This window comes from Pedobacter sp. KBW01 (genome assembly GCF_003852395.1).
GTDB lineage: Bacteria > Bacteroidota > Bacteroidia > Sphingobacteriales > Sphingobacteriaceae > Pedobacter.
Genome location: NZ_QAJQ01000007.1, coordinates 330,604 through 356,655, shown reverse-complemented (window position 1 = coordinate 356,655; position 26,052 = coordinate 330,604). Strand labels below are relative to the sequence as shown.

Genomic DNA, 26,052 nt, shown 5'->3' with positions numbered 1-26,052 from the left:
TTTCTACCAGGACATTTTTTGCAGCGTTTCCCTTTTTTAAACTTTTCGCAGCATTTTTTGTGCTCGGCAGTACAGCTGAATATAAAGCCCATCCCTTTTTGAAATTCAGGATCGGTGGGCAGTATAAATATATTTTCTTCTCTCTCGTAAATCATTGCAGCACAAAGGTAATAGTTATTTAGATTAATTCCAATCAATAAATTTACTTAGCCGATTTAAAAATTATATTGTCGCTATTTTGATGGCAATTTGTAATTTAGCCGAACTAACCAATAATTCGTAAAATGATAAATAAAGTGGTATCTGGGGCCGAAGAAGCCATCCGTGATATATCTGACGGCGCAACCATTATGCTTGGTGGTTTCGGGCTTTGTGGCATTCCTGAAAATTGTATAAATGCTTTGGTAAAGAAGCAGGTGAAGCAACTAACTTGTATTTCGAACAATGCCGGGGTTGATGATTTTGGTATTGGATTGATGTTGAAACAACGTCAGGTTAAAAAAATGATTTCTTCTTATGTAGGCGAAAACGCAGAATTTGAAAGGCAGTTGTTGAGTGGTGAACTGGAGGTTGATCTTATCCCGCAGGGTACTTTAGCTACCCGTTGCCTGGCGGCGGGCTATGGAATGCCAGCTATTTTTACACCTGCTGGTGTGGGTACCGAAGTTGCAGAGGGTAAGGAAATCCGCAATTTTAACGGCAAAGATTACTTGATGGAATATGCCTTTGATGCCGATTTTGCTATTGTAAAAGCCTGGAAAGGCGATACTGCGGGAAATTTGATGTTCCGTTCTACCAGCAGAAACTTTAATCCGGTAATGGCCATGGCGGGTAAAGTTACCATTGCCGAAGTAGAAGAATTGGTAGAAGCGGGTGAGTTGGATCCCGATTATATCCATACGCCAGGTATTTATGTACATCGCATTTTTCAGGGAAAAGATTACGAGAAGCGAATTGAACAGAGAACGGTTAGAAAATCTGGTGTATGAAGCCAGTAGTCGAATAACAGATTAGAACATTCATTTATTCAATCAATCATTTAATCAATTCTACCATTCAAGATTCATTTATTTACAACTTTATGTTTTCAAAAGAAGAAATAGCACAACGCATTGCTAAAGAAATAAAAGACGGCTACTATGTAAACCTTGGGATTGGTATTCCAACGTTGGTAGCCAATTATATCCCGAAAGGAATAAACGTGGTACTGCAATCGGAAAATGGTTTGCTGGGCATGGGCCCTTTTCCGTTTGAAGGGGAGGAGGATGCCGATTTAATTAATGCGGGTAAACAAACCATTACCACTTTGCCGGGTTCATCTATTTTCGACTCAGCCATGAGCTTTGGAATGATCCGTGCACAAAAGGTTGACCTGACCATTTTAGGAGCAATGGAAGTATCAGAGAATGGTGATATTGCCAACTGGAAAATCCCTGGAAAAATGGTAAAAGGTATGGGAGGCGCAATGGATCTTGTAGCTTCGGCTAAGAACATTATTGTGGCCATGCAGCACATTAACAAAGCCGGCGAAAGTAAATTATTGCCGAAATGTACTTTGCCATTAACAGGCGTTAAATGTATTAAGAAAATTGTAACCGAGCTTGCAGTGCTCGATATTTTGCCCGAAGGTGGTTTTAAACTGTTAGAACGTGCGCCCGGCGTAAGCATTGAATTTATACAGCAAAGTACCGCTGGTAGATTGGTTGTAGAAGGAGAGATCCCAGAGATACGGTTGGATTAGGGAGAAATACAGTTCGTGAAGACACAAACCATGGCTGTTTAGAAATAGGGTTCGACTCCGCTCAGTATAACTAAATTTTTACTTAAAAGAGAAGTCAAGTTTAAACGGCATTGCGCTATAAAACTTGACTTCTCCCGTATTTATTTATCCTCTAAAACAGTATTTCTCAAATCGTTCGAAATGGCCTCGGTTATGGCAATAATTTCATCTGGCTCATTTGTGTTGTTCATTACTATCTTATGGCATTGATTGCGGTAGGGTAGCAGATATTCTTTATAAGCCGGTACCACATGGTTATGCCATTTGTAAAGCACATCGTCTTCCGGATAGCCACGTTCCAGTCCATCGCGTTTTATGCGGCGGTCTAAAGCAATTTCCTCATCGGCATCAACAAAAATAGTATGATCTAACAGTGCTGCAATTTCTTTAAAGTGAAGAATAAATAAGCCTTCAACAATAATAATAGGCGCCGATTTAATTTCAAGGATTTTTACAACAGCCACTGGGTTATTAAAGTTGTATTCCTTTTTATAAACCACTTCGCCGTTAATAAGCTGTTTAATGTCTCTTAAAAACTGTTCACTATCAATGGTTGAGGGCAGATCGAAGTTGTACAACTTATTTTCTTCCTGGGTCATTTCACCTGCCGGAATGTAATAATCATCCTGTGATACAAGTGTTACTTCATCCTGTTTAAAATGGTGAAGAAAACAATTTAAAAAAAATGTTTTGCCAGATCCGCTACCACCGGCAATACCAATTATAAATGGTTTTTTGTTTAAACTCATTGAGCGCTATAGGTTAAATTGCAGAAAAAACGTTTGTCTAAAGCGCCTAAAGAATCGGCTACAGCTTTAGTCATTACAATGATAACATCTTTTGTGGATTCGTTCTCTGTAAATTTACCAACAACTTTTGCAAAGGTGGTACGGTTGGTCATGGGGTTAGTAATCTTAATTACCCTTCCAACAGGTGCTGTACGGTGTAAAACCAGCATTTTTGTGCCATCAAGGTCCTGGTCGGCAATCCAAACGGCAGTACCTTTTTCTTCAATCTGGCTTAAGCCATAAACACTTGGGTCGCGGCGTAGTTTAGGATCTTTTACCATCGTACTGTCTGGCTCATTTTGCTGATCTTCTTTCGACGCATCATTTACTGATTTAGGTTGCGGTGGTTTAGGGATAATCAGTTTCTGATCTACCTTAATGTTATTATCATCCAATTTATTTGCTGTTCTGATCTGATAAGCTGTTAAATTGTATTTTTTTGCAATAGAAAAGATATTTTCGCCTGTAGCTACCGTATGGATAAAACTTTCTTCCTTAGCAGCCTGCACTTCTTTTTCTTTAGTTCTGGTGTTTTCGGCCTGTTTTTCTTTAGGTACCTGTACATCGGCAATAATGCCTCCCGGTACTTTTAAAACCTGCCCAATAGCGATGGCATTATCAGGTAAATCGTTCAGCTTTCTGATCTGGTAAGCAGTTACACCATATTGCTTGGCTATGGTAAAAATGGTCTCGTTTCTTAATACGGTATGAGTGCCGGCAGCATCTGCTGATTTATTTTCCTGAACTGGTTTTTCTTCAGCTGCAGCAACTACTTTATTTTTGTCGATGTTTTTGGTAGCCGGTATTTTAAGTTTCTGTCCAACACGAAGGTTATTGCCGGATAGGTTATTGGCTTTTTTTACTTCTTCTATGGTAGTGCCATATTTTTCGGCAATTTTACCCAAAAATTCTTTAGGTTTTACCTCGTGCTCAATCATCGTTCCACTATCTGCCGGCTGGTTATTTACTACCGGATTTTGGGTGTTGTTTTTTACTGGTTGAGCTGGTTCTACTGTTTGTGATGCATTTTTTGCCGGTATTTTGATCACCTGACCAATGCTTAAATTGCTGCCCGTTAGGTTGTTTAACGCTTTAATTTCGTTAATTGTTGTGCCGTATTTTTCAGCCAGCATATTCAGATTTTCTTTAGGCTTAATGGTATGCTCGATTACATTACCGGTTTGGGTCTCTTGTGCATTGCTTGCAGATCCTGTACCCGTGAAAGGAATGTTAGTAGGCACCTTAATAATTACCCCAACTTGCAGGTATTTATTATCGTTAAAAGCCATAATGTCTTTTGGTGCTACGTTATATCTTCGCCCGATAGAATAATAAGTGTCTTTGGCTACAGTTTGGTGAACGATGAGTTTTTTGCCTTTATTGTTTTCTACACCGATAGAATCTCTTGCTGTACTGGCTTTGGCCTTCGCCACATTTAAAGCCAATAACACTACAGCAGATAAATATATTTTATGCATTTATTTTTATATAAATTTCTAAGTCAAAGGGAGCAATTATACGAATAATATTGTTAACCATCTTCAGTTCTACTGCTCGTTTTTAAGTAAAAATAAGATGACTATACTATTCTAATAAGTATATCCTGTTCATTAACAAATGTTTGTGAAATCGTTAATTTAAAGAATGTCGAATATAAAACGAACTTATAAATCAGGTATTGTTCAAAAGCAATTATTGCCCAAAACTTTTGTCCGATTGGCTTGTTAATTAGGCATTAAAGTATACTATAAAACAAAACAAAAATGGACGGAAAAGAAATAAGCTTAAATGAAAAAGAAGTAAAGCCTGTAGTAGATCTTTTGAACGATTACCTGGCCAATTACCATATTCACTATCAAAAATTAAGGGGCTGCCACTGGAACATTAAGGGGCAAAACTTTTTTACCCTTCACATTAAGTTTGAAGAATTATATACCAATGCGCAGCTTACTATCGATGAAATAGCCGAGCGGGTACTAACCTTGGGAAAACCGCCGCATAGCCGTTTTGCCGATTATATTAAAGAATCTCAGATAAAAGAAGTTAATACTATTGGCATGAAAGATTTAGACATGGTAGAGGCTATTTTAGCCGATATGGCTACACTGATTGAAATTGAACGCGAAGTAATGGAAGCTTCTGATAAGGCTGGTGATGATGGAACCAATGATATGGTGAACAAATTTATGCAGTTTAAAGAGAAAAATACCTGGATGCTAAGGTCTTTCGCTGGGAAAAAATAAGCTTATTGGTCACTGGTTCATTCAAGGACAGTGATTTTAAGTTCGTAGATAAATAGAAATATGTAAAATCTGTTTATCTACGGGCTTTTTTGTTTTAATAGATGCTTAAATATTTATCTTTGGCCATGGCATATAAAAGTTTAGCAGCGTGTGTATCCGATCTTGAAAAGCATGGTCATTTAATCAGAATTAAAGAAGAAGTAGATCCTTATTTAGAAATGGCTGCCATCCATTTACGGGTTTATGAAAATCAGGGACCGGCTATTCTTTTCGAAAAAGTAAAAGGAAGTCCTTTCCCGGCAGTTTCTAATTTATTCGGGACACTCGAAAGGTCTAAATTTATTTTCAGGGATACTTTACCTAAAGTACAGCAATTGGTTTCGTTACGTAACGACCCAATCAAAGCTTTAAAAAATCCTTTTAAGTATGCAGGTTCTGCCATGTCGGCATTATCGGCACTACCACTTAAAACACCATCTGCTAAAAGTAAATTCTTAAAAACGAGTATCAGCAAGTTACCACAAATTGTAAACTGGCCAATGGATGGTGGTCCTTTTGTTACCATGCCACAGGTGTATACAGAAGATATAGATAAGCCCGGAGTACTAAATGCCAATTTGGGTATGTACCGGATTCAGCTGGCTGGTAATGATTACATACAGGATAAGGAAATTGGTTTGCATTACCAGATCCACAGAGGGATTGGTGTACACCAATCAAAAGCCAATGCTTTAGGACAGCCCTTAAAAGTAAGCATTTTTGTAGGCGGTCCACCATCGCACCCGCTTGCTGCTGTTATGCCATTGCCTGAGGGTTTATCAGAAATGACTTTTGCAGGTGCACTGGGCGACAGGCGCTTCCGTTACTTTTATGATGATGAAGGTTTCTGTATCTCTGCCGACGCTGATTTTGTGATTACCGGCAAAGTTTATCCGAATGAAAATAAGCCGGAAGGACCTTTTGGCGATCATTTGGGCTACTACAGCTTAACGCATCCATTTCCCTTAATGAAAGTACATAACGTGTACCATAAAAAAGATGCCATCTGGTCGTTTACGGTTGTTGGTCGGCCGCCACAGGAAGATACCAGTTTTGGTGCGCTGATACACGAGATAACAGGTTCGGCTATACCTCAGGAAATACATGGTTTAAAAGAAGTACATGCTTTAGATGCTGCAGGTGTGCACCCGCTATTGTTTGCCATTGGCAGCGAGCGTTATACCCCTTATTTAAAAGAACGTCGTCCACAGGAAATTTTAACCATTGCCAACCATATTCTGGGTAAAAACCAGCTGAGTTTGGCTAAATACGTATTTATTGCAGCAAGAGAAGACGATGAACAATTAAGTACACACCATATCGACGGTTTTTTAAGCCATATTTTAGCACGCATAGATTTTACCCGTGATATTCATTTTTATACCAATACCACCATCGATACACTCGATTACAGCGGCGATGGTTTAAACAGTGGTTCGAAAGTGGTGATTGCTGCTGCAGGAAACGTAAAACGCGAACTTTGGGATAGCATTCCGGATGGATTGCAACTAGCCGATGGCTTTTTGAAGCCTCAAATTGCTATGCCTGGAGTAGTTGTATTGCAAGCCAATGCCTATTTAAATGCCGCAAAAACAGCAGCTGAAATTGCACTGCTAAATATGGCTTTAATTGACCAGGATTTAGCAGGTTTGCCCTTAATTGTATTGGCAGATGATGCAGCATTTACGGCGGCAAACATCGATAACCTGGTTTGGGTGGCCTTTACAAGGAGTAACCCTGCTGCTGATATTTATGGCATTAACGATTTTACCGAAAATAAACACTGGGGCTGTAAAGGCTCGCTTATTATCGATGCACGGAAAAAGCCTCACCACGCACCCGAGTTAATTAAGGATGCAGCGGTAGAGGCTAAGATTGATGAAATGGCGAAAGTGGGTGGCGCGCTTTATGGGGCGGTCAGCCAATAAGTTTTTGCCACGGAAGCACGGAATTCACAGAATTTCATCTGTCGGAATACCTTTATTACTTCAATACCTGTGTAAGATTTAGCGAATAGCCCAACTGTATTAGAGAAAAGGCTTGAGTTTTATCCTTTACCAGTGCGATAGTTTTCTTCATGCTTTATGTGCTTGCTCTAAGCACCATGGATGCAGAAACAGCTATCATCAAAATGATTACCAATGGGGCACGGGGTTATGTGTTAAAAGATGCTGAGCCCGAAGAGTTGAAACGTGCTTTTGATGAGGTGATTAGTAAAGGGTATTTTTATAATGATCTGGTTACACGAAAAGTAATGCAGTCGTTAAATTCGTTATCGGCTAATTCCGATATTTCAAGCTTTGTGAAACTCACCGAACGGGAAATGGAATTTCTTAAATATACCTGCACCGAAAAAACATACAATGAAATTGCCGCCGAAATGTTTGTAAGTCCACGTACTATTGATGGTTACAGGAACGCTTTGTGTGAGAAATTACAATTAAAGAGCCGAACGGGTTTGGCCCTTTATGCCATAAAGAATGGAATTGTTAAAATTTAAAAACTATATACCCTAAATAAAGCCGATGCTCATTTCAGGATTTATAATTTTTTGAATAATTAAAATAAAAAGCTGATTTTTAAGCATACATATGTTATGCTTTCAACATCCCGTTTAATTACTTTTTTATTGGTGCTACTTTGTGTAATGGCAAAGGCGCAAGACCATAAACTCGATAGTGTGGCAACAAACCTGAACAATTATGGTTTAAGTACCGCTCGTTCTAACCTCTTTGTACATTTTGATAAGAACGTGTACACCAATAACGATCAGGTTTGGTTTACAGGTTATTTGCTTAAAGCGGTAACTGATATGAAACAATACCATACCCTTTACTTATCACTGGTTAACAACAGAGATAGTAGTGTGGTATATCAGGGAAATTTCTTAATAGATAAGGGCTTTTGCTATGGTGCACTGAATCTTCCTGATTCTTTGCTGGGCGGGGCTTATCGCTTTGTCGTGAACACCAACATCACTTTAAATGGCAAACCCGACGCCGAATTTATTCAGCCCGTTACAATTAAATCTACGACATTAAATTCTTTGGTTGACCAGGTATCTGTTTTTAAAACTTATGATGAACATACGGGCAACGGTACTGTTTTATTGAAAATTTTAACCAGCGAAAACCGCTTTGTAGAAGATGCTCAAATCAAATATCAGATTGGGCGAGGTAAGCAGGTTTTAAAATCGGCAGTAGCCAAAAGCAGTGTAATTGGCGAATTAATGATCGATTATCCTGCCGATAAAATTACAGCGGCAAACAACCTGTTAGCCATTAGCATTAAAAAGGGAAGCCATACCCGCTACGTTAAATTTGAACTTCCGGTAAGGAATAAGCCAAAATACGATGTAAGGTTTTATCCAGAGGGGGGCTACCTGATTACTGATTTATTAACTAAAGTGGGGTTTGAAATAAAAGATGGAACAGGGGCAGGCATAAAGGCCCGTGGCATATTGTATGAGGATGATGCCGCAACTGATACCATTGCGACAAGCTCGATGGGAATAGGTACTTTCTTTATGATGCCTAAACCATTAAAGCGCTATACTGTAAAACTTCTTGCAGATGGCCAACAAGGTACAATTTACGATTTGCCGCTTGCGTTAAATAAAGGTGTGGCTTTAAGCACTGCATCGGCCATTGGCAACAACGAGTTTAAAACACAGCTTGAAACTAATTTCAATACTAAGGTGCATGTGTTGGTGCATAATTTTTCAGATATTTTTCTGCAGACTACTTTAGCTTTAGCAGTAGGTAAAATGCAAAGCATCAAATTTAATTTAGATTCGGTGCCGGTTGGTTTGCACACCATAACTGTTTTAGATAGTAATTACAAACCACTGGCCGAAAGGATCTTCTTTGCGCATTATGATCAGATTAACACGGTATCGGTTGAACCCGATAAAAATGAATACAGTACACGGGAACGAGTAGAATTAAAACTGAACATAACAGATAAAGATAATAAGCCGGTAACCGGACTGATTTCGATAGCCTGCGTGCAGGCAAACAGATTGCTGTTAGGCAATAATACTACCATTGTGGATAGTTTTTATTTAAATGATAATCTTCCAGATTTTCCAAATAATAGCTTTGGGCTAAAATATGGCAATAAAAACTATTTAAATGATGTGCTTTTGGTAAAAGGCTGGCGGAGGTATAAGTGGCCGGAGGCTGAATTGGTTAAATCCGAAACAACTAAACTACTTTCCAGCCTGGAATACGAAGGGAGCATATTGAAGAAAAAAAAGCCCCTGGATGCACCGATGAGCTTAACCACCATTGCAGGCACCAACTTGAACTTTTTAAGCACTGACAGTAGCGGAAAGTTCAGCGTTCCGTTTGCTAACCTGCTTACCAAAGAAGTAAAGCCAAATGTATGGCTAAGCATGGCTACCGCTAAGCACGAAAATTACGAACTTAAGATTAACGAACCACAAAAGACAATTAAAACTTATCTGGGACAGCAGGACTTTGTACAACCAGTAAGTAAAACTGGGGTAGCAGATGAGTATGCACAAAGTATTACCTCAACTGCCGGAATTAAGCTGAAAGAGGTGGTAATTAACAATACTAAAGATAATAGTACCAGTTTTAGTAGGAAAGGACATAACAGGTGTGGCGATTATGTTTGCAGATACAATATTTTAAACTGCCCAAACCATTTTGGAGATTTTGATAGCCATGAGCCTGTTAAAGGCAAATCCTATAAAGTTGGCGGAACAGGTGGTTTGGTTGTTTATCAGGGCTGTACTGATGAAGAATCCAAACCTAATCTGGTTATATTAAAAGGAATTAACCTGCCTAAAGAGTTTTACATTTCGGATGTACTGAACAAGAACGAGCCCATCAATTTCGCTACGGTTTACTGGAACTACCAGGTACTGGTAAATGGCGAAACCCCGCTAAGTTTTAATACTGGCGATATTACCGGCAAGTTTAAAATTATAGTTCAGGGGGTAACAGATAAGGGAGTGGTTTATGGTGAAAAAGAAATTACCGTAACAGTAAATAGTAAATAAGAGAGATTTATACTAGCTGTTGGTGTCTCCCTACGGCAGAAATCTAAATATTCAACAATTACTTCAGCACAGACTCTTCGATTCAAAATTTTAACTGATCGGTTAAGCAAAATCTTAATTTATTAACGTATTTGTGACGATTGTAACATTTGTGTTAATTTATGGTTGATACGAGTTAAAATCATCGTTCAATTTGGTTTTTGAGAAGACTAATTTTGGTCTGACTACTAACTAAATCGAATGCAATGACCAAATTAAAGATTACCTTGTTCACTTTGACCATGCTCTGTTTCATGCAGATTTATGGTCAAACGTCGCTCATTAGCGGCAAAATTACCGACGCTTTGGGGCAACCAATCCCAGGTATTTCGGTAAAAATTAAAGGAACCACAATTGGAGCCTCTTCCGATGCGAAGGGGATATTTTCTATTAAAAGTGCAAACCCTGCCACATTGGTTTTTAGTGGAATTGGCTACGCAACAAAAGAATTTGCCTATAGCGGGCAAAGCAACATAACCATTACGTTAAGCGAAGATCAGCAAAACCTGAACGAAATTGTGGTGACTGCATTGGGTGTGAAACGCGATAAGCGAAATTTAACCTACAGCTCGCAAGAGGTAAAAGGCGATCAGATTACCCAGACGAAAGAGCCTAACCTCGTAAATGCATTGGCAGGTAAAGTTTCAGGCGTTCAGATTACCAGTTCATCGGGTACTCCCGGAAGTTCATCGCGTATCGTAATCAGGGGGGCCAACTCTCTTTATGGTAACAACGAGGCTTTGATGGTAATTGATGGTATTCCGGTTAACAACGATGAAACTGGTAACCTCAACACGGGGCCAGGCACCAATCGTATTGCCGATCTTGACCCTAATATTATCGAAAGCATTAACGTGTTAAAAGGTGGTGCAGCAACAGCTTTATATGGATCAGATGGTGCGAAAGGCGTGATTATTATCACCACTAAAGCCGGCAGTTTGAATAAAAAGCCTTCAATTAGTTTTTCTTCTTCTTTTTCAATGGAGAAACCATTGTTGCCGGAGATCCAGAATAAATATTCACTTGGTTCTAATGGGGTGTATTTTGATGGCGTAAATCAAAAAACAAGTACTTCGTGGGGGGCAAGAATGGATACCTTAAAAATTAACGGCCAGCCTGCGCAGGTATATGATCAGTCTGATTTATTCTTTAAAACCGGAAAAACATATACCAACACAGTAGCCATAAATGGGGGCGGGGCTTACAACTCTTATTTTCTATCTTATACCAATTTTGCACAGGACGGAACAGTACCAACTTCTTCTTTCGACAGGAACACTGTTTTCGGGAAATTTACTACACAAATTGTAAAAGACCTGAATGTTACTTTCTCCTTAAATTATGCCAATACCAAAAACCGCAGACTGCCTGAAGGTTATGCTTTGGAAAGTCCGGTGTGGACCATTTTTTCTGCCCCGGTTTCTTACAATCTGCAACCTTCGGTAAACCCAGATGGGAGCCAGCGTTTATACCGTTTTTCGCGTAATAATCCTTATTGGGTGCTAGATAATATCAGTAATACGTCAGTTGTTAACCGTTTCCTGCCCACGTTTACAGCCGATTATAAACCCTTAAGCTGGTTAACGATTACCGAACGTTTTGGTGCCGATGTTTATGTAGAACAAGGCAAATACACCGAGTCTTTACTGTCAGTTTCTAATCCTAACGGAAGAATTGTAAATAACAATACCAATTTCAGGCAGTATAATAATGATTTGATATTGAATGCCAATAAAAGTTTTGGCGATTTTAATGTCGAAGCCTTATTGGGTAACAACCTCATTTCTACTTATTCGCAAAACGGCTATGCCAATGGTTTGGGGATTACGATTCCGGGCTTTAATAATATCGGCTCGGCTTCGACGGTTAAGTTTACAGAAACCAGTTACCTTACCCGGAAAATGGGCTTTTATCTGCAATCAAATATCGATTATAAAAAATTCATTATCCTGTCTTTAACCGGCAGATACGATGGTACTTCGGTATTGGCTAAAGATAATAGGTTTTATCCTTATGGCTCGGCGGCAACAAGTTTTATTTTCTCTAATTTCTTCTCAAAAGGCCTTTCTGAGGTGATGAATTTTGGAAAGTTAAGGCTTTCTTACAGTACTGTGGGTAATGCAAGTATTGGTCCATATAGCTTACTTACGCCCTACGAATCGCAAACAATTAGAAATACTACCTTTCCTTATCAGGGGCAATCAGGTTTCTTAATCAGCCAAGTACTTAGCGATCCGAACCTGAAAAATGAGCGTATTAACGAGTTTGAAGTTGGATTAGAAACTGGGTTTTTTAAAAACCGTTTAGGCATTGAGCTTACCTATTTCGATAAGCGGACAAAAAATGGCATCATCCCATCGGTGGCTTTGGCACCATCTACAGGTTTTAACGCAACAAGTGTAAATTCTGCAGCCATGCGCAACCGGGGTATTGAGGTGTTGTTAAATGCTAAACCAATTTCGACCCAGGATTTTAGCTGGGATTTAACAATTAACTATAGCAGAATCAGAAACAAAGTACTTTCTATATATAAAGACCTGAAACAGGTTGGTAATGGTTTCACTTTTATTTTTGTTAACCAGCCTTACGGCGTAATTTATGGTACACGATATGCCAGAAATGCAGCAGGTCAATTGCTTACTGATAACGGAGGCCTTCCTTTTGCAGCCGACGAGCAAGGCATTATCGGGGATATTAATCCAGATTGGATGGGCGGTATTGTTAATAATTTCAGGTATAAACAGTTTACGCTTAGTTTCTCTTTTGATATGAAAAAGGGCGGCGATATTCAGAATAACGTAGATGGTTATGGTTATTTCTATGGTACACCTAAAGTTACCGAAGATCGTGGACCACGTGTAGTTGAGGGCGTTAATGCAACGACTGGCTTGCCCAATACAGTTTCAGTTTTAGGACAAGCTTATTATCAGCGTGCCAACAGCGTTCTCGAATCGGTAATCCAGGATGGAACCTATGTGAAATTGCGAAATGTAAGTCTCGGTTATAATGTTAAACCAACTTGGTTGCAAAAAACACCTTTCAAAACTATCGGATTTCAGGTAACCGGCCGGAACCTTTGGATTTATGCACCACACTTTACCGGTGGCGATCCGGAAGTAAGTTCGTTTGGCTCATCAAATGGTTCGCAAGGGATTTATTCGTTCTCAACGCCTACATCAAGATCTCTTGATTTTAGTTTGAAACTTACCTTATAGCCCTAACAATTAGAAAGAAATAACATGAAAAAGATATATTTTATTTTAGGCTTTGCACTGATGGTAGCATTAGCCGGATGCAAAAAATACCTGGACGTAAATGAAGATCCAAACAGACCGATTGATGTTAAAGAATCGCTGATGTTACCGCCTATACAAATGCTGATTTCGCAAAATATCAATGCATCGGGCGATGGAAATTTAAGTGTGGTGCTGCAGCAATATTTGCAGGTAATGGCACTTAACCAGGTGGCACCAAATTTTGGTACTTACCTGATGTATAACATCGATATGGATGGCGACTGGAATAATGTGTATGTAAGAACATTGAACAACCTTAATTTATTAAAAATTAAAGCTGCTGCCAATGGCAATTCTAATTATGGGGCTATTGCTAAAATTCTTACAGCCTATACCTTGGGTTACGCAACAGATGCCTGGGGTGATCTTCCTTACAGTCAGGCTTTTTTAGGTGTAGGGCAGCCAACCCCGGCATACGATAGTCAGCAGCAGATTTATGTTCAGATTCAAGCTTTACTGGATGACGGAATAGCCGATATTGCGAAAAATGCCGGCCTTAAGCCCGGAAACGACGATTATGTTTACGCAGGGGATATGGCAAGATGGAGAAAACTAGCTTATACTTTAAAAGCACGTTATTACCTGCACCTGAGTAAAGCGCCCGGAAATACAGCTTCTGCGCAGGCACAGCTGGCTTTAACTGCACTAACTAATGGTATGCAAAGCAATGATGATGATGCCAAAATTGCTTTCAGCGGTGCAGCGGGGTCAGAAAATCCATGGCAGCAGAATTTTTTACCGGGCACTACATTTGTGCTTGCTAATACTTTTGTTGATGCTTTTACAACACGTAACGATCCAAGATTAAGCAAAATGGTTAAACCCGCCAAGCAAACCGGTTTATTTATGGGCCGGCAGATTGGATTAGATGAGATTGGAAGTTTAGAGGCTTACTCAATTCCTGCTGATTTTTATGCAGGTGCCAATGCCAATAACTACCTGGTAAATTATACAGAGGCATTATTCATAAAGGCTGAAGCTACACTTGTATTGTCGGGTTTTGCAGGTGCACAACCTTTTTATCAGGATGGTATCAGGCAGCACATGATTAAAGTAGGCGTGAACACAGCTGATATGAATAGCTACATTGCTTCGCGGGGGACACTTAGCAGTACAAATGCACTCCGTTTAATTATTGAAGAAAAGTCGGTTGCGAATTTTCTTAATGCCGAAAATTATACAGACTGGCGCCGTACCGGATTTCCGGCTTTAACCAAAGTGAAGAATGCACTTTCCGAAATACCAAGAAGGGTACTTTACCCAAATACCGAAATTACAGCAAACCCACAGCCACAACAAAAGGCTAAAATTACCGACAGGTTGTGGTGGGATATGAATTAAATAAATACGGTTAGTAAATAGTGATGAGGGTACCCAGGATTGGGTATCCTTTTTTTGTTGTAAAAAAGAAAGCGTCAGTTCTCAAATTGAAAACTGACGCTTTTTATTATTTAATAATCTGTTTTTATTAAAATCTTACGCCAAATGTTAAGAATACATTGTTTCTGTTACTTTTAACATCCGCTACTGGTTCTGAGTAATCATTCAATTCGTAAGGACTTGAGCTGAAATTGTTTTTATAATTCTGATAAGCTAAATCAAAATAGTAATTGTCTACTCTATAGCCAATTCCCCCTGTATAATACTGACCTTGATAGAATTTGTTGTCTCCGCCTTTAATACCGCTTCCATTTACACCGTAACCACCTCTTAAACTAATTTCATTGGTTACTTTCACTTCAGCGCCAAAACGATAGTTAACAGTTTCCTTGTAAGAATTTTTGATAAAATCGTTCGAGCTGTTAATGGTTGAGATATCTGAATTATTATCAGCAGAAAAACGCATCGATGAATAATCAACATAATCAACATCAGCAGATAGTAATGCAGTACCAGCTATAACATAACTTAAACCAGCAGATGCCTTAAGTGGAGTGCGTAAATTGTAACTGAAGGTGTAATATCTACTTGGGTTGTTTGAGTTTGAAGGTGAATTTGTTGCGTTTCCAGCCAGTTTCGCTTGTAAAGTTTCAGAAGTATTATCTTCCAGGTTCATCCATGTTGGTGTTTGGAAATTTAATCCGATCCTCAGTTCATTAACCGGTCTGAAAATCATTCCCAGTTTTAGGTTAAAACCCCCACCTTTTGTTTCTTGATTTCTGAAATGGGTAAGTGAATAATTTTCATTACCAGTATATTGAGGTGGCGTCAAGCTATCATCAAATGTATTAACGATACCTGATTCAGTAAAGGTAGCATCGCTGGTGTACTTTACATTCACGAAACTAGCCGTGGCTCCAATGTAAACCTTGTTGCCAAAATTAAGTGCTCCTGCAACATTAAATTCTGAGGTAGACCCTAAACGTGCCTCATCCCAGTTTTGCTTAAAATTAGCATTGTTATAAGGCTCTGCAGAGTATTGATTTGGAAAAGTTGGTGTATTTTTATTGATTAAATAGCTACTGTATGCATCACCTGCAACAGTATTATTTATCCCTGAACTGTTAGCCTGGTCAACATATGCATCTCTTATTGAGCTGTTTGTATTGGTTCCGTTATAACTGATGTTATTTAAGAAATCATTATTTCTGGTGTAACTTAAACCAAAAACACTGCTAACTAAGCCTTTGCTTACATCGCTACCTTTCATTCTGGCAGCAGGGCTGTAAAAAACTACTCCCAGATTATTCAGGTTAATCTGGTTTTTATTTGCTTTGATGTTATTGCCTAAGAAAGCACTTTGATTGGAAACGCTATTAAATTCTGGTGTAATGCTAAATTCTGATTTGGTAAACAAGCCTAAGCCCGCAGGGTTGGCATTGATAGAACCAATATCTCCACCTACACCAATTTGTGCACCTCCCATGCCTTTAAACCTGGCAGAAGAACCGTAATTGGTTTGAGAGAACCGATAAGCATCAGGCGCATAACTTTGGGCGTAAGCCGTTCCCATAGTAGCTACTGTAGCTACTAGTGAAGCTAAAATATATTTTTTCATCTTGTGTGTTTAAAATTGATTAACCTCTTCCTGCTCTTGATGGGCGTGAACCGCCGCCACCACCGCCGCCGCCAGTTGAACCGCCACCGCCGCCACTTGATGGTGGTGGAGAATAACTAGGTCTGCTTTCTGTTCTTGCAGGAGGACTGTAGCTCTCATTCCTTGTCGGTCTGCTGCTTTGAGTTCCTTGTTGAGGTGAATAGTTGTCGTTTCTTGTTGGTCTGCCACTTTGTGCGCCCTGGTTTTGGGTATATCCTCCATTTGCCTGATTTCTAACCGGTCTGCCAGCATTATTATTAGGTGCGTAAGAAATACCACCATTTTGATTAGCTATGCCCGATCTGCCAGGTCTGCCACTGTTTCCAGCACTGCCTCCATACCTTGGTACACCGCGGTCATCACTTCCTGGTCTTGCTCTATAATTTCCTCTATTCGAATAAACGCCGCCACCACCATAATAGCCGCCACCCCAGCCACCGCCGTAGTATCCGCCGCCGCCCCAACCGTAACGGTCGTAGTAGGAGTTAGGTCCCCACGAGTTCCAGCCCCATGGGTTGTTCCAGCCATAGCCGAAATTACCATAGTAGAATGGGTTGTTCCAGATGCTGCCGTAACCCCAGCCACCGCCGTAGTATCCGCCGCCCCAGCCACTTAAACCGTAACCATTACTCCAACCTAAGCCAATACCCAGGTAGTTTGATGGGCCATAGCTACTGCCATAGTAGTAATTATCGAAATAGGGGTCATAATAGCCCTGAAAGCTGTAACCATTATGAAAACGGTTTATCCTTGATGAGTAATCCATATCATAATAAGGATTACTGGTGCCATAATATTCGTCATATTCCTGGTTGTCATATTGTCCCTGGTTACGCGCCTGTTGTTGGGGTTGAACCTGAACAATTTCTACCTCTCTGGCCTTCGCCACAGAATTATAAACATCATCATAAGACTTGTTCTGAGCCAATTTTGATGTAGAGCATGATGCCACCAGCCCTGCGGCAGCAATCATTACAATGGGTAATAATTTAATTGGTTTCATTGTGTTTATATTTAGTTGTGTGTGTGCATGGGATGTAATGAATATATTCAAATATAACTATTTAATTAGTCGCATAAAACAACAATTAAATAAATGATAATATTTTGTTAAACTTTTGTAGGCATAAATTTATAAATTTGCCATCTAATTTTACAGTTTTTAACACACAAATTACGTTCCAAATACATAAGATGAGCAAAGAAATTACAAGCCGGGAAGCCGATTATTCTCAATGGTATAATGATATTGTATTGAAAGCAGACCTTGCCGAGCACTCAGCTGTGCGCGGATGCATGGTTATTAAGCCCAATGGCTATGCCATATGGGAAAAAATGCAGGCAATACTGGATAAAATGTTTAAGGATACTGGTCACCAGAATGCTTATTTTCCATTATTCATTCCAAAGTCATTTTTCTCGAAGGAAGCTTCTCATGTTGAAGGATTTGCGACAGAATGTGCGGTTGTAACGCACTACCGTTTAAAAAATGACGGAAATGGAAACATCGTAGTGGATGAAACGGCTAAACTGGAAGAAGAGCTGATTGTACGCCCAACTTCAGAAACCATTATCTGGAATACCTACAAAGGCTGGATCCAGTCGTACCGCGATTTGCCTATTTTAATTAACCAATGGGCTAATGTGGTAAGATGGGAAATGCGTACGCGTTTGTTTTTACGTACTGCAGAGTTTTTATGGCAGGAAGGTCACACGGCACACGCTACAGCTGAAGAAGCGATTGAAGAAACGGAACGTATGTTACACGTTTATGCCGATTTTGCCGAAAACTGGCTGGCTGTTCCGGTAATCAGAGGACGTAAATCGCCAAATGAGCGTTTTGCAGGAGCTTTGGATACTTATTGCATTGAAGCATTAATGCAGGATGGTAAGGCACTTCAGGCAGGTACATCGCACTTTTTAGGACAGAACTTTGCAAAAGCCTTTGATGTTAAATTTACAGGTAAAGATGGTAAATTAGATCACGTATGGGCAACTTCATGGGGTGTGTCTACCCGTTTAATGGGCGCTTTAATTATGGCGCATAGTGACGATTCAGGTTTAATTATCCCACCAAAACTTGCACCAATCCAGGTAGTAATTGTTCCGATTTATAAAAGTGATGAAGACCTTGCTAAAATCTCGGCATACGTAAATGAGTTAAGCATGCGTTTAAAAGGTATGGGCATTTCAGTAAAATATGATGATAGGGATACGCAACGTCCGGGCTTTAAATTTGCCGATTACGAATTAAAAGGTGTACCTGTTCGTATTGCTATTGGTGGTCGCGATTTAGAGAATAAAACGGTAGAAATTGCCCGCAGAGATACTAAAGTAAAACAAACCGTACCTCAGGAAGGCCTTGATATTTACATTGCTAAATTATTGGAAGACATACAGCAAAGTATGTTTAACAAAGCTTTGGCTTACCGCGATGAGCACATTACAGAAGCCAATTCTTACGAAGAGTTTCAGCAGTTGTTAGATACCAAAGCAGGTTTTATTTCGGCGCACTGGGATGGAACACCAGAAACGGAGCAAAAAATTAAAGAAGAAACAAAAGCAACTATCCGTTGTATTCCTTTAGATAATAAACTGGAAGATGGTGTTTGTATTTATTCGGGCAAACCATCCATACAAAGAGTGTTGTTTGCAAGAGCATATTAGAATAGTTCTGAGTCGTGAGTTTGGAGCCGTAGGTCTCCCTGCCAATGGCCAGAATTAGTCTTGTTTTGTTTTTTGCAATAGTTTAAATTAATCGTTAGTTGGGAATCTCATTATCCTTGCTAACGATTTTAAATTTTAATGTAAAATAGTATCGCGGAAACAGATGTTTTCAAATCTTATTTCGATACTTGTTAATCATCCTAGTTATTAGAAAAAATGAAATTCGCAACTAAAGCTATACACGCGGGTCAGGAGCCTGATCCAACTACAGGTGCAGTAATGACACCGATTTATCAAACGTCAACCTATTGGCAAAAATCGCCCGGTGATAATAAGGGGTACGAATATTCGAGAGGCACAAATCCTACGCGTAAGGCTTTAGAAGATTGTTTGGCTGCTTTAGAAAATGCTAAATATGGTCTGGCTTTTTCGAGTGGGATGGGTGCTACCGATGCAGTATTAAAATTATTGCAGCCAGGTGATGAGGTGATTACCGGAAACGATTTGTATGGAGGATCTTACCGTATTTTTACTAAAATTTATACGAAGTATGGCATTAAGTTCCATTTTCTGGATCTTTCTAAGCCTGAAAACATATTGCCTTACATTAACGATAAAACTAAGCTGGTTTGGATAGAAACACCTACCAACCCAACCATGCAGATTATCGATATTGAAGGGGTAGCTAAAATTACCAAAGAGAAAAATTTAATTCTTACTGTTGATAATACCTTTGCATCGCCATATTTACAAAACCCGATTGATTTGGGCGCTGATATTGTAATGCACTCGGTAACCAAATACATTGGCGGCCACTCTGATGTGGTAATGGGTGCTTTGGTAACCAATAACGAAGCATTGTACAAAGACCTTTGGTTTATATACAATGCCTGTGGAGCAACCCCCGGACCTCAGGATGCTTTTCTGGTTTTAAGGGGGATTAAAACACTTCATTTAAGGATGAAGGCGCATTGCGAAAATGGCGAGCGTATAGCGCGTTATTTAAAAACGCATCCAAAGGTGGATAAGATCTACTGGCCGGGCTTTGAAGACCATCCGAACCATGATGTGGCCAAAAAGCAAATGCGGGGTTTTGGCGGCATGATTTCAATTACCTTGAAAGGTGCCGATTTACAGGAAACTTTTAGGATTTCATCAAATTTTAAAGTATTTACACTGGCTGAGTCGCTCGGTGGAGTAGAATCGCTGATTAACCATCCGGCTACGATGACGCATGGTTCGATACCGAGAGAAGAGCGTGAGAAAGTAGGGGTAACCGATAATCTGTTGCGTTTAAGCGTTGGGGTAGAAGATATCGACGATCTTTTGGAAGATCTGGAACGTGCGTTGGCTTAAAAAATAGAATTCCGTCATCTCGACTGAAGCGCAGCGAAATGCCTGCCCGTACAGGCGGGGAGAGATCTATCCAGGCAGATTTCTCGACTTCGCTGCGCTCCGCTCGAAATGACGGTTTTGAAGAGGACTTATCTAAACGTACATCAACTTGCATAATAACCTGCGGGTTTGAAGGCGGTATAAATAAAGTCTGTCATTCCCAATTATTCTTGAACGCCACGCTCACCTGTACTAATTTAATAACATGCAATTCCTCGAACTAAAAAAATTTCTCGATCATAAAGTAGAACAATACAACCAGCCTAATTTTATTGTGAATGATCCGGTTTGTATTCCACATTTGTTTGAAAAAAAACAGGATATCGAAATTGCGGGTTTCTTTGCTGCAGTACTCGCCTGGGGGCAGCGCAAAACCATTATTAATAAATGTAGGGAGTTGCTTAACCGGATGGATAATGCGCCTTACGATTTTGTGCTACATCATAACGATGGGGATCTAAAACGCTTACTGAACTTTAAACACCGCACTTTTAACGATACTGACCTGCTTTATTTTATTTCGTTTTTTAAAATGCACTACAACCATTTTGATAGTTTGGAGCAAGCCTTTGTGCCAAAGCAAGATGTTTTTCTTGATGCATATCTGGAAGTATCTAGTGCAGGAAGCGAACCATTTAATACATCTGGGGTTTGTTTAACAGGTCAGCTGCAGATTTCTATAGAACAATGCCTTAATTATTTCAGGCAGTACTTCTTTTCGTTGGATGATTTTCCATATCGCACGAAAAAGCATATTTCTTCGCCAAAGCAAAAATCAACCTGTAAGCGTTTAAACATGTTTTTAAGGTGGATGGTAAGGGCTGATGATAAAGGCGTTGATTTTGGGCTCTGGGATACGTTAAAACCTAAAGATCTGGTTTGCCCTTGCGATGTGCACGTAGACCGGGTGGGACGCCTTCTTGGACTAATTAACCGCAAGCAAACCGATTGGTTAACGGCGGTAGAATTAACCAATCACTTAAAGGAGTTCGATCCCTTAGATCCGGTTAAATACGACTTTGCTTTGTTTGGCCTTGGCGTAGAAAAGGTATTTTGATGTTAAAGTGAGAAAATTCAAAAAAAACCTTCTTTTTTAGAATCAATCTTCCTATTATTACGTAGTGTTTCTACTTTTTAGTGTAGATACTGTCTATTCCAACAGCAATTTCTATGATCGCAGTTAACTTATCTGATGAGGACAGGTGGAAGAAATACAACAATTTTTCGCCTTTAATCTCCATTTTTAAAAAGTTTCATCCACTCAACGATGAAATTGAAAAACGCATTAACCAGCATACCTTTCCGATTAGCTATAAGAAGAATAAATACCTGGTTTCGCCGGTTGACCGCAATAAATTTCTCTTTTTGATTGTAAAAGGGGTAGTAAGGGGATTTATTAAGGATGGAAATACAGAAATTACCACCTGGATTGCGAAAGAAAATGAAGTGGTGGGAACCATACGTAATTTATGGGTAGAAGGCGATTCGGAAGAGTATTTGCAGGCATTGGAAGACGTAGACTTAATTGCCATCCCACATGTATTATCAGAATACTTGTATGAAAATTTTACTGAGGCCAATATTGTTGGGCGAAAAATGATGGAGCAATATTACCGCTCCGCGGAAGAGCGCGCCTATCTCTGCAGAATCTCTTCAGCTGAAAAAAGATATAAACGATTTTTGGTTTCATTTCCCGATCTTATAAACCGGGTTTCTTTAAAACACATTGCTTCATTTCTGGCGATCAGGCTGGAAACATTGAGCCGGATACGGGCTAAAATCTAAATCAGTTTTATTATTGCTTCCTGGTTTTTACAACTAACGGAATAGAGGATTATAACAAACCTTTATTCCGTTTTTTATTATCAAAATATTTCTTTTTTGCTCTAAAATTGTATTATAAATAATACATGTTAGAACATAGTTGTTGATTATTGTCAAAAAAACATCTTTTTAAACACCCTCATGACTAGATGTACAAAATCATATTATCTTTTTTTGTTTACTTTGTAGTATTCAAAAGACAGTTTTTGATTGATTATGTTTGATTAATTTTTGCTTCTCAATCTCCAAAAACAAGATTTTAAATAGTATCTATCCCTTCAAGATTGTTTTGTTTTCAGTGATGACAAACTGATTCGGCTAACATTAACGCAAAGGATTTATTCTTCAGAAACTGCCTTTTAAAAAGATGTTGTGCTCATCGGATGAGAAATTATTAAGTAATAATTACCCTATTATTTCCAGGTGGAAAATGAATAAATTGATACAGCTCCTCTTCTCAGGTTACCTTAAAGAAAATTATCTTAAACTAATGATTTTGTCGTTGTTTTTGATGTTTTCTGCCTCTTCAGTTACTGCACAAACCTATAAAACGCATTATATTGCCCCTGCGCCGTGGCAGTATTGGAGTAGTGCAAACGAAATCATTGTATCTACAAACGTTGCTGGTACTTCGGCAACTGTGAAGAAGAGTGATGGTACTTTAATTACAACATTAACGCCCACACCTGGAGCCCCCGCAGTTTACAGGTTTTCGGGCGATCCGGTTGGATTGGCTAAAAACAGCCTTAATACTATTTTAAATAGCGCAGGGATTATTGTAACCGGTAATAATCCGATTGCTGTAAATGTTAGAAACATTGCTTCTGATGATATTCCGTCAGGATCATATAGCTCAACAAATGATCAGTATATTAAAGGAAATGCATCGCTGTTTAGCTTTGGCGATGCGGCTATTGGTAATACTTTTAGGGTAGGTTACTACCGCGATGGGGATTTGAATGGTGTGGCTGCTTCGGTTTCGACCATCAGACCGGTTTACAGCGTTTTAGCTATCGAGAATAATACCACTGTTAAACTAAATGGTACTGCAATTACCACCTTAAACGCAGGTCAGAGTTATATTTTGCAGGCTGCCATGGGTAGTTTGGTAGAAACATCTGGTCCGGCGGTAATGAATACGGGTATTAACGTAGATGCGCCAGAGGCTTGTGGCGACGGGGCCTACAACCCTGTTCCGCCGGTTAGCTCGCTGGGTAATGAGTATGTGGTAATTAGGGGAAAGGGAAATAAAACGGCCGAACAAACAACTGTAATTGCAACCGAAGCCAATACAAACGTAACCGTAATGAATTTTGATCACAACGGTGTGCTTCAATCTACCAATACTTATAATCTGATTGCCCAGGGCAGTTTTATTACTTTTCCCAATGGTGTAGAAACAGGAACAGGAACGGGTAACGTGCAAGTAGGGGATCCATTTTCGGGATCGAGGATTGTGGCTACAAAAAATGTGGTGGCTTATTCTGGAACTGCAAATCAATGCGAAGTAGATATTGCTACCCTTGCGCCTTTAAATTCGTGCGGGGGCTCGTTAAAAGCAGAAACGGCTAAGTTCAGAGCCAATAATTTAACCGATTTGCCTTATTTTGCTTATCTGGTTACCAAAAGTCCAACTGATAAAATTTACTTAACCACCACTGGTGGTTCTCCAGCTTTTACGAATACGGATATTGAAACCATTTCGGGTGTTGGTACGCGTAGGCAGCTGGGAAGTACCGGGGCGTATGCGGTTGATTTTGATAACACAAATATAGGTAACCCCAGTTCGTTTTTTATCACCAGTAACAGCAGACTTACTGTTGCTATGGTACAATCGGGAGGCGGTTTTTCGATGTCAAACTTTCTTTCTCCGTTTCCGGAGAAAGCTGGTAAACCAACTTATGTACAGTCTGACTGTGCTTCGGCCTTATTGAGTGCCGATCCAAATAGTACGGCTCCATATCAATGGTATTTTAACGGCGTTGCCATAGCAGGAGCCAATTCATCAACCTATCGTGCTGCGGTATCGGGTTCGTATACCATTACTTCGATGCTGGATTGTGGGGTGAGTTCGCAATCCCTACCGGTAACCATTGCTTTATGTAATATTGATTTGGTACTGAATAAAACGGTTGACAATGCATCACCTGCAAAAGGTGCGACAGTTAATTTTACCATTACCGTAAAAAACTCGGATGTAGCATCGGGAGTAGTTTCGGGTACCGGTAATGCAATTGGTGTTTCAGCAACAGATATCCTTCCTTCAGGTTATACTTATGTTTCGAATACAACAACAGCCGGAACAAGCTACGATCCAACAACCGGTTTATGGTCGATTGGAAGTATGGCCTCCGGCCAAACGGTTACATTAACCATAAAGGCCACTGTAAAAAGTTCGGGTAGCTATACGAATACGGCTACAGTAACCGGTCCGCAAAACGATCCGGTACCATCCAATAATACAGCTTCGGCGAGTGTAACCCCGGTTGATATTGTATTAACATCGGGAGCAGGAACAGATGCACAATCGATTTGTGTTGGTGGTACCACCACGGCCATTACTTATTTAATTACCGGAACACCTGTTGTACTGGTTACTGGCTTAGGTGCTTCGGGTTTAACTTATGGTACTACTACATCGGGCGGGAATACCATTTTAACAATTAATAGCGGTACGGTATCAACAGCAGGAACCTACAATTACACCATAACGGCAACTTATGCTTTACCATCTACCACTATTACTACGGCTAATGGATCGATAACGGTGCGCCCGGCGGTAACAACGCCAGTATTTGCTGCAGGTGCTACTTCTACACGTTGCCAGGGAGCTGCTGTGCAAAGTTATCCGGCCACTGCAAATAATACTACTGGAATTACTTACAGCATTAGTCCGGCTAACTCAGGTGTTATTAATGCTTCAACAGGCGAGGTAACCTGGTCGGCTAATTATAATGGAACTGCAACCATTACTGCTGTGGCGGCCAGTCCTTGCGGAAATAAAACCGCAACACATACGGTAACCATTAACTCTACCGGTACTATTTCGGGGGCTGCAACCGTATGTTCAGGATCGAATGGAACATTAACTTTAACAGGTGCACCGGCAACTGTGGTACGTTGGGAATCATCAACAGATAATATCAACTGGACAACTATTGCCAATACTACTGCGACTTTAAACTATACCAACATTGCGGTTACGACTACTTATCGTGCAATTGTTTCGGGCAATGGTTGTACCAACGCCATTTCGGGAACAGCAACCGTAACGGTAAACCCACGCCCGGTAATTGCTAACCAAGCTTACTATATCTGCAAAACGGGCAGCTTTAATTTTAGCCCGGTTGATGTACCAAACGGAACAACTTATACCTGGTCGGCTCCGATAACTTCTTCGGCCAATATTAGCGGAGGAACTGCTGGTACAAGTCAGTTGGCTGTAAATCAAACCCTGAGTAATTCGGGTACTACACTCGAAACTGCTACCTATGCGGTTACACCAACTTATTCGGGATGTGCGGGCAATGCTTTTACCATTACGGTTTATGTAGTGCCAACAATAACAGCGAGCGCTACAGGAACCACTGCCTGCTCGGGTTCAGCATTTAGTGTAACACCGACGAGTAATGTTAGTGGTACAACTTACACCTGGACAGCAGCTTTATTTAGCGGAACCGCTACCGGATTTTCTAATCAGGCTTCAGCTGTTTCGGTACCTATTTCTCAGATTTTATCAAATACCTCTGGTGCCGATGCAACAGTTAGGTATACCGTTACGCCAAACTATAATGGTTGTACCGGTGCAACATTTACTTTTGATGTTTTAGTTAGAACTGCAACACCAGCACCAACAGCGAGCAACCAAACTTTCTGTGAAATTGCCAATGCCACTGTAGCCAGCTTAGTAACTAC

General features: G+C 40.0%; 17 protein-coding genes. 13 read left to right on the top strand and 4 right to left on the bottom strand.

The window, feature by feature from the left end:
- Positions 1 to 284 precede the first annotated feature (284 nt).
- Together DBR40_RS08120 and DBR40_RS08115 are read left to right on the top strand one after the other, a co-directional pair.
- A complete protein-coding gene (locus DBR40_RS08120) occupies positions 285 to 989 on the top strand; it encodes a CoA transferase subunit A (RefSeq protein ID WP_124559240.1) in 705 nt (234 codons plus the stop codon).
- A gap of 92 nt (positions 990 to 1,081) precedes the next feature.
- Positions 1,082 to 1,741: a CoA transferase subunit B gene (locus tag DBR40_RS08115; RefSeq protein ID WP_124559239.1), complete on the top strand. Its 660-nt coding sequence runs from the start codon at positions 1,082 to 1,084 to the stop codon at positions 1,739 to 1,741.
- Positions 1,742 to 1,881: 140 nt separating this feature from the next.
- Here DBR40_RS08115 and DBR40_RS08110 read toward each other — a convergent pair whose 3' ends face one another.
- Positions 1,882 to 2,529: a uridine kinase gene (locus DBR40_RS08110; protein ID WP_124559238.1), complete on the bottom strand. Its 648-nt coding sequence runs from the start codon at positions 2,527 to 2,529 to the stop codon at positions 1,882 to 1,884.
- Entirely contained in the window at positions 2,526 to 4,046 is a 1,521-nt protein-coding gene (locus DBR40_RS08105; RefSeq protein ID WP_124559237.1) for a LysM peptidoglycan-binding domain-containing protein, read from the bottom strand. The genes DBR40_RS08110 and DBR40_RS08105 overlap by 4 nt, the downstream gene beginning before the upstream one ends.
- A 285-nt stretch (positions 4,047 to 4,331) precedes the next feature.
- Between DBR40_RS08105 and DBR40_RS08100 the strand changes: the two genes are divergently transcribed.
- From DBR40_RS08100 to DBR40_RS08075, 6 genes are all read left to right on the top strand, one after another.
- On the top strand, positions 4,332 to 4,811 hold the full coding sequence (locus DBR40_RS08100) for a Dps family protein (RefSeq protein WP_124559236.1): 480 nt from the start codon (positions 4,332 to 4,334) through the stop codon (positions 4,809 to 4,811).
- Between the two features lie 125 nt (positions 4,812 to 4,936).
- Positions 4,937 to 6,778, top strand: coding sequence for a UbiD family decarboxylase (locus tag DBR40_RS08095; RefSeq protein WP_124559235.1), 1,842 nt, complete (start codon positions 4,937 to 4,939; stop codon positions 6,776 to 6,778).
- 176 nt (positions 6,779 to 6,954) lie between these two features.
- Positions 6,955 to 7,350, top strand: coding sequence for a response regulator transcription factor (locus DBR40_RS08090; RefSeq protein WP_199748301.1), 396 nt, complete (start codon positions 6,955 to 6,957; stop codon positions 7,348 to 7,350).
- A gap of 96 nt (positions 7,351 to 7,446) precedes the next feature.
- Entirely contained in the window at positions 7,447 to 9,879 is a 2,433-nt protein-coding gene (locus DBR40_RS08085) for a hypothetical protein (protein WP_124559233.1), read from the top strand.
- Positions 9,880 to 10,124: 245 nt separating this feature from the next.
- Positions 10,125 to 13,133 (top strand): SusC/RagA family TonB-linked outer membrane protein, encoded by a 3,009-nt coding sequence (locus DBR40_RS08080; protein WP_124559232.1) that lies wholly within the window; start codon positions 10,125 to 10,127, stop codon positions 13,131 to 13,133.
- 24 nt (positions 13,134 to 13,157) lie between these two features.
- Complete coding sequence (locus DBR40_RS08075; protein WP_124559231.1) at positions 13,158 to 14,555, top strand: SusD/RagB family nutrient-binding outer membrane lipoprotein; 1,398 nt, start codon at positions 13,158 to 13,160, stop codon at positions 14,553 to 14,555.
- Positions 14,556 to 14,682: 127 nt separating this feature from the next.
- Here DBR40_RS08075 and DBR40_RS08070 read toward each other — a convergent pair whose 3' ends face one another.
- Entirely contained in the window at positions 14,683 to 16,212 is a 1,530-nt protein-coding gene (locus DBR40_RS08070; protein WP_124559230.1) for an OmpP1/FadL family transporter, read from the bottom strand.
- 19 nt (positions 16,213 to 16,231) lie between these two features.
- Complete coding sequence (locus DBR40_RS08065; RefSeq protein ID WP_124559229.1) at positions 16,232 to 17,254, bottom strand: hypothetical protein; 1,023 nt, start codon at positions 17,252 to 17,254, stop codon at positions 16,232 to 16,234.
- A 191-nt stretch (positions 17,255 to 17,445) separates the two neighbouring features.
- Here DBR40_RS08065 and proS point away from each other — a divergent pair, with 191 nt between their 5' ends.
- The 5 genes from proS to DBR40_RS08040 all read left to right on the top strand — a co-directional run.
- A complete protein-coding gene (gene proS / locus DBR40_RS08060; RefSeq protein WP_124559228.1) occupies positions 17,446 to 18,918 on the top strand; it encodes a proline--tRNA ligase in 1,473 nt (490 codons plus the stop codon).
- Positions 18,919 to 19,134: 216 nt separating this feature from the next.
- Positions 19,135 to 20,274, top strand: coding sequence for a cystathionine gamma-synthase (locus DBR40_RS08055; RefSeq protein WP_124559227.1), 1,140 nt, complete (start codon positions 19,135 to 19,137; stop codon positions 20,272 to 20,274).
- Between the two features lie 244 nt (positions 20,275 to 20,518).
- Positions 20,519 to 21,370, top strand: coding sequence for a TIGR02757 family protein (locus DBR40_RS08050; RefSeq protein ID WP_124559226.1), 852 nt, complete (start codon positions 20,519 to 20,521; stop codon positions 21,368 to 21,370).
- Positions 21,371 to 21,483: 113 nt separating this feature from the next.
- Positions 21,484 to 22,098, top strand: coding sequence for a Crp/Fnr family transcriptional regulator (locus DBR40_RS08045; protein WP_124559225.1), 615 nt, complete (start codon positions 21,484 to 21,486; stop codon positions 22,096 to 22,098).
- A gap of 469 nt (positions 22,099 to 22,567) precedes the next feature.
- Positions 22,568 to 26,052 (top strand): PKD-like domain-containing protein (locus DBR40_RS08040; RefSeq protein WP_158674011.1); only part of this gene is annotated, 3,485 nt, incomplete at its 3' end.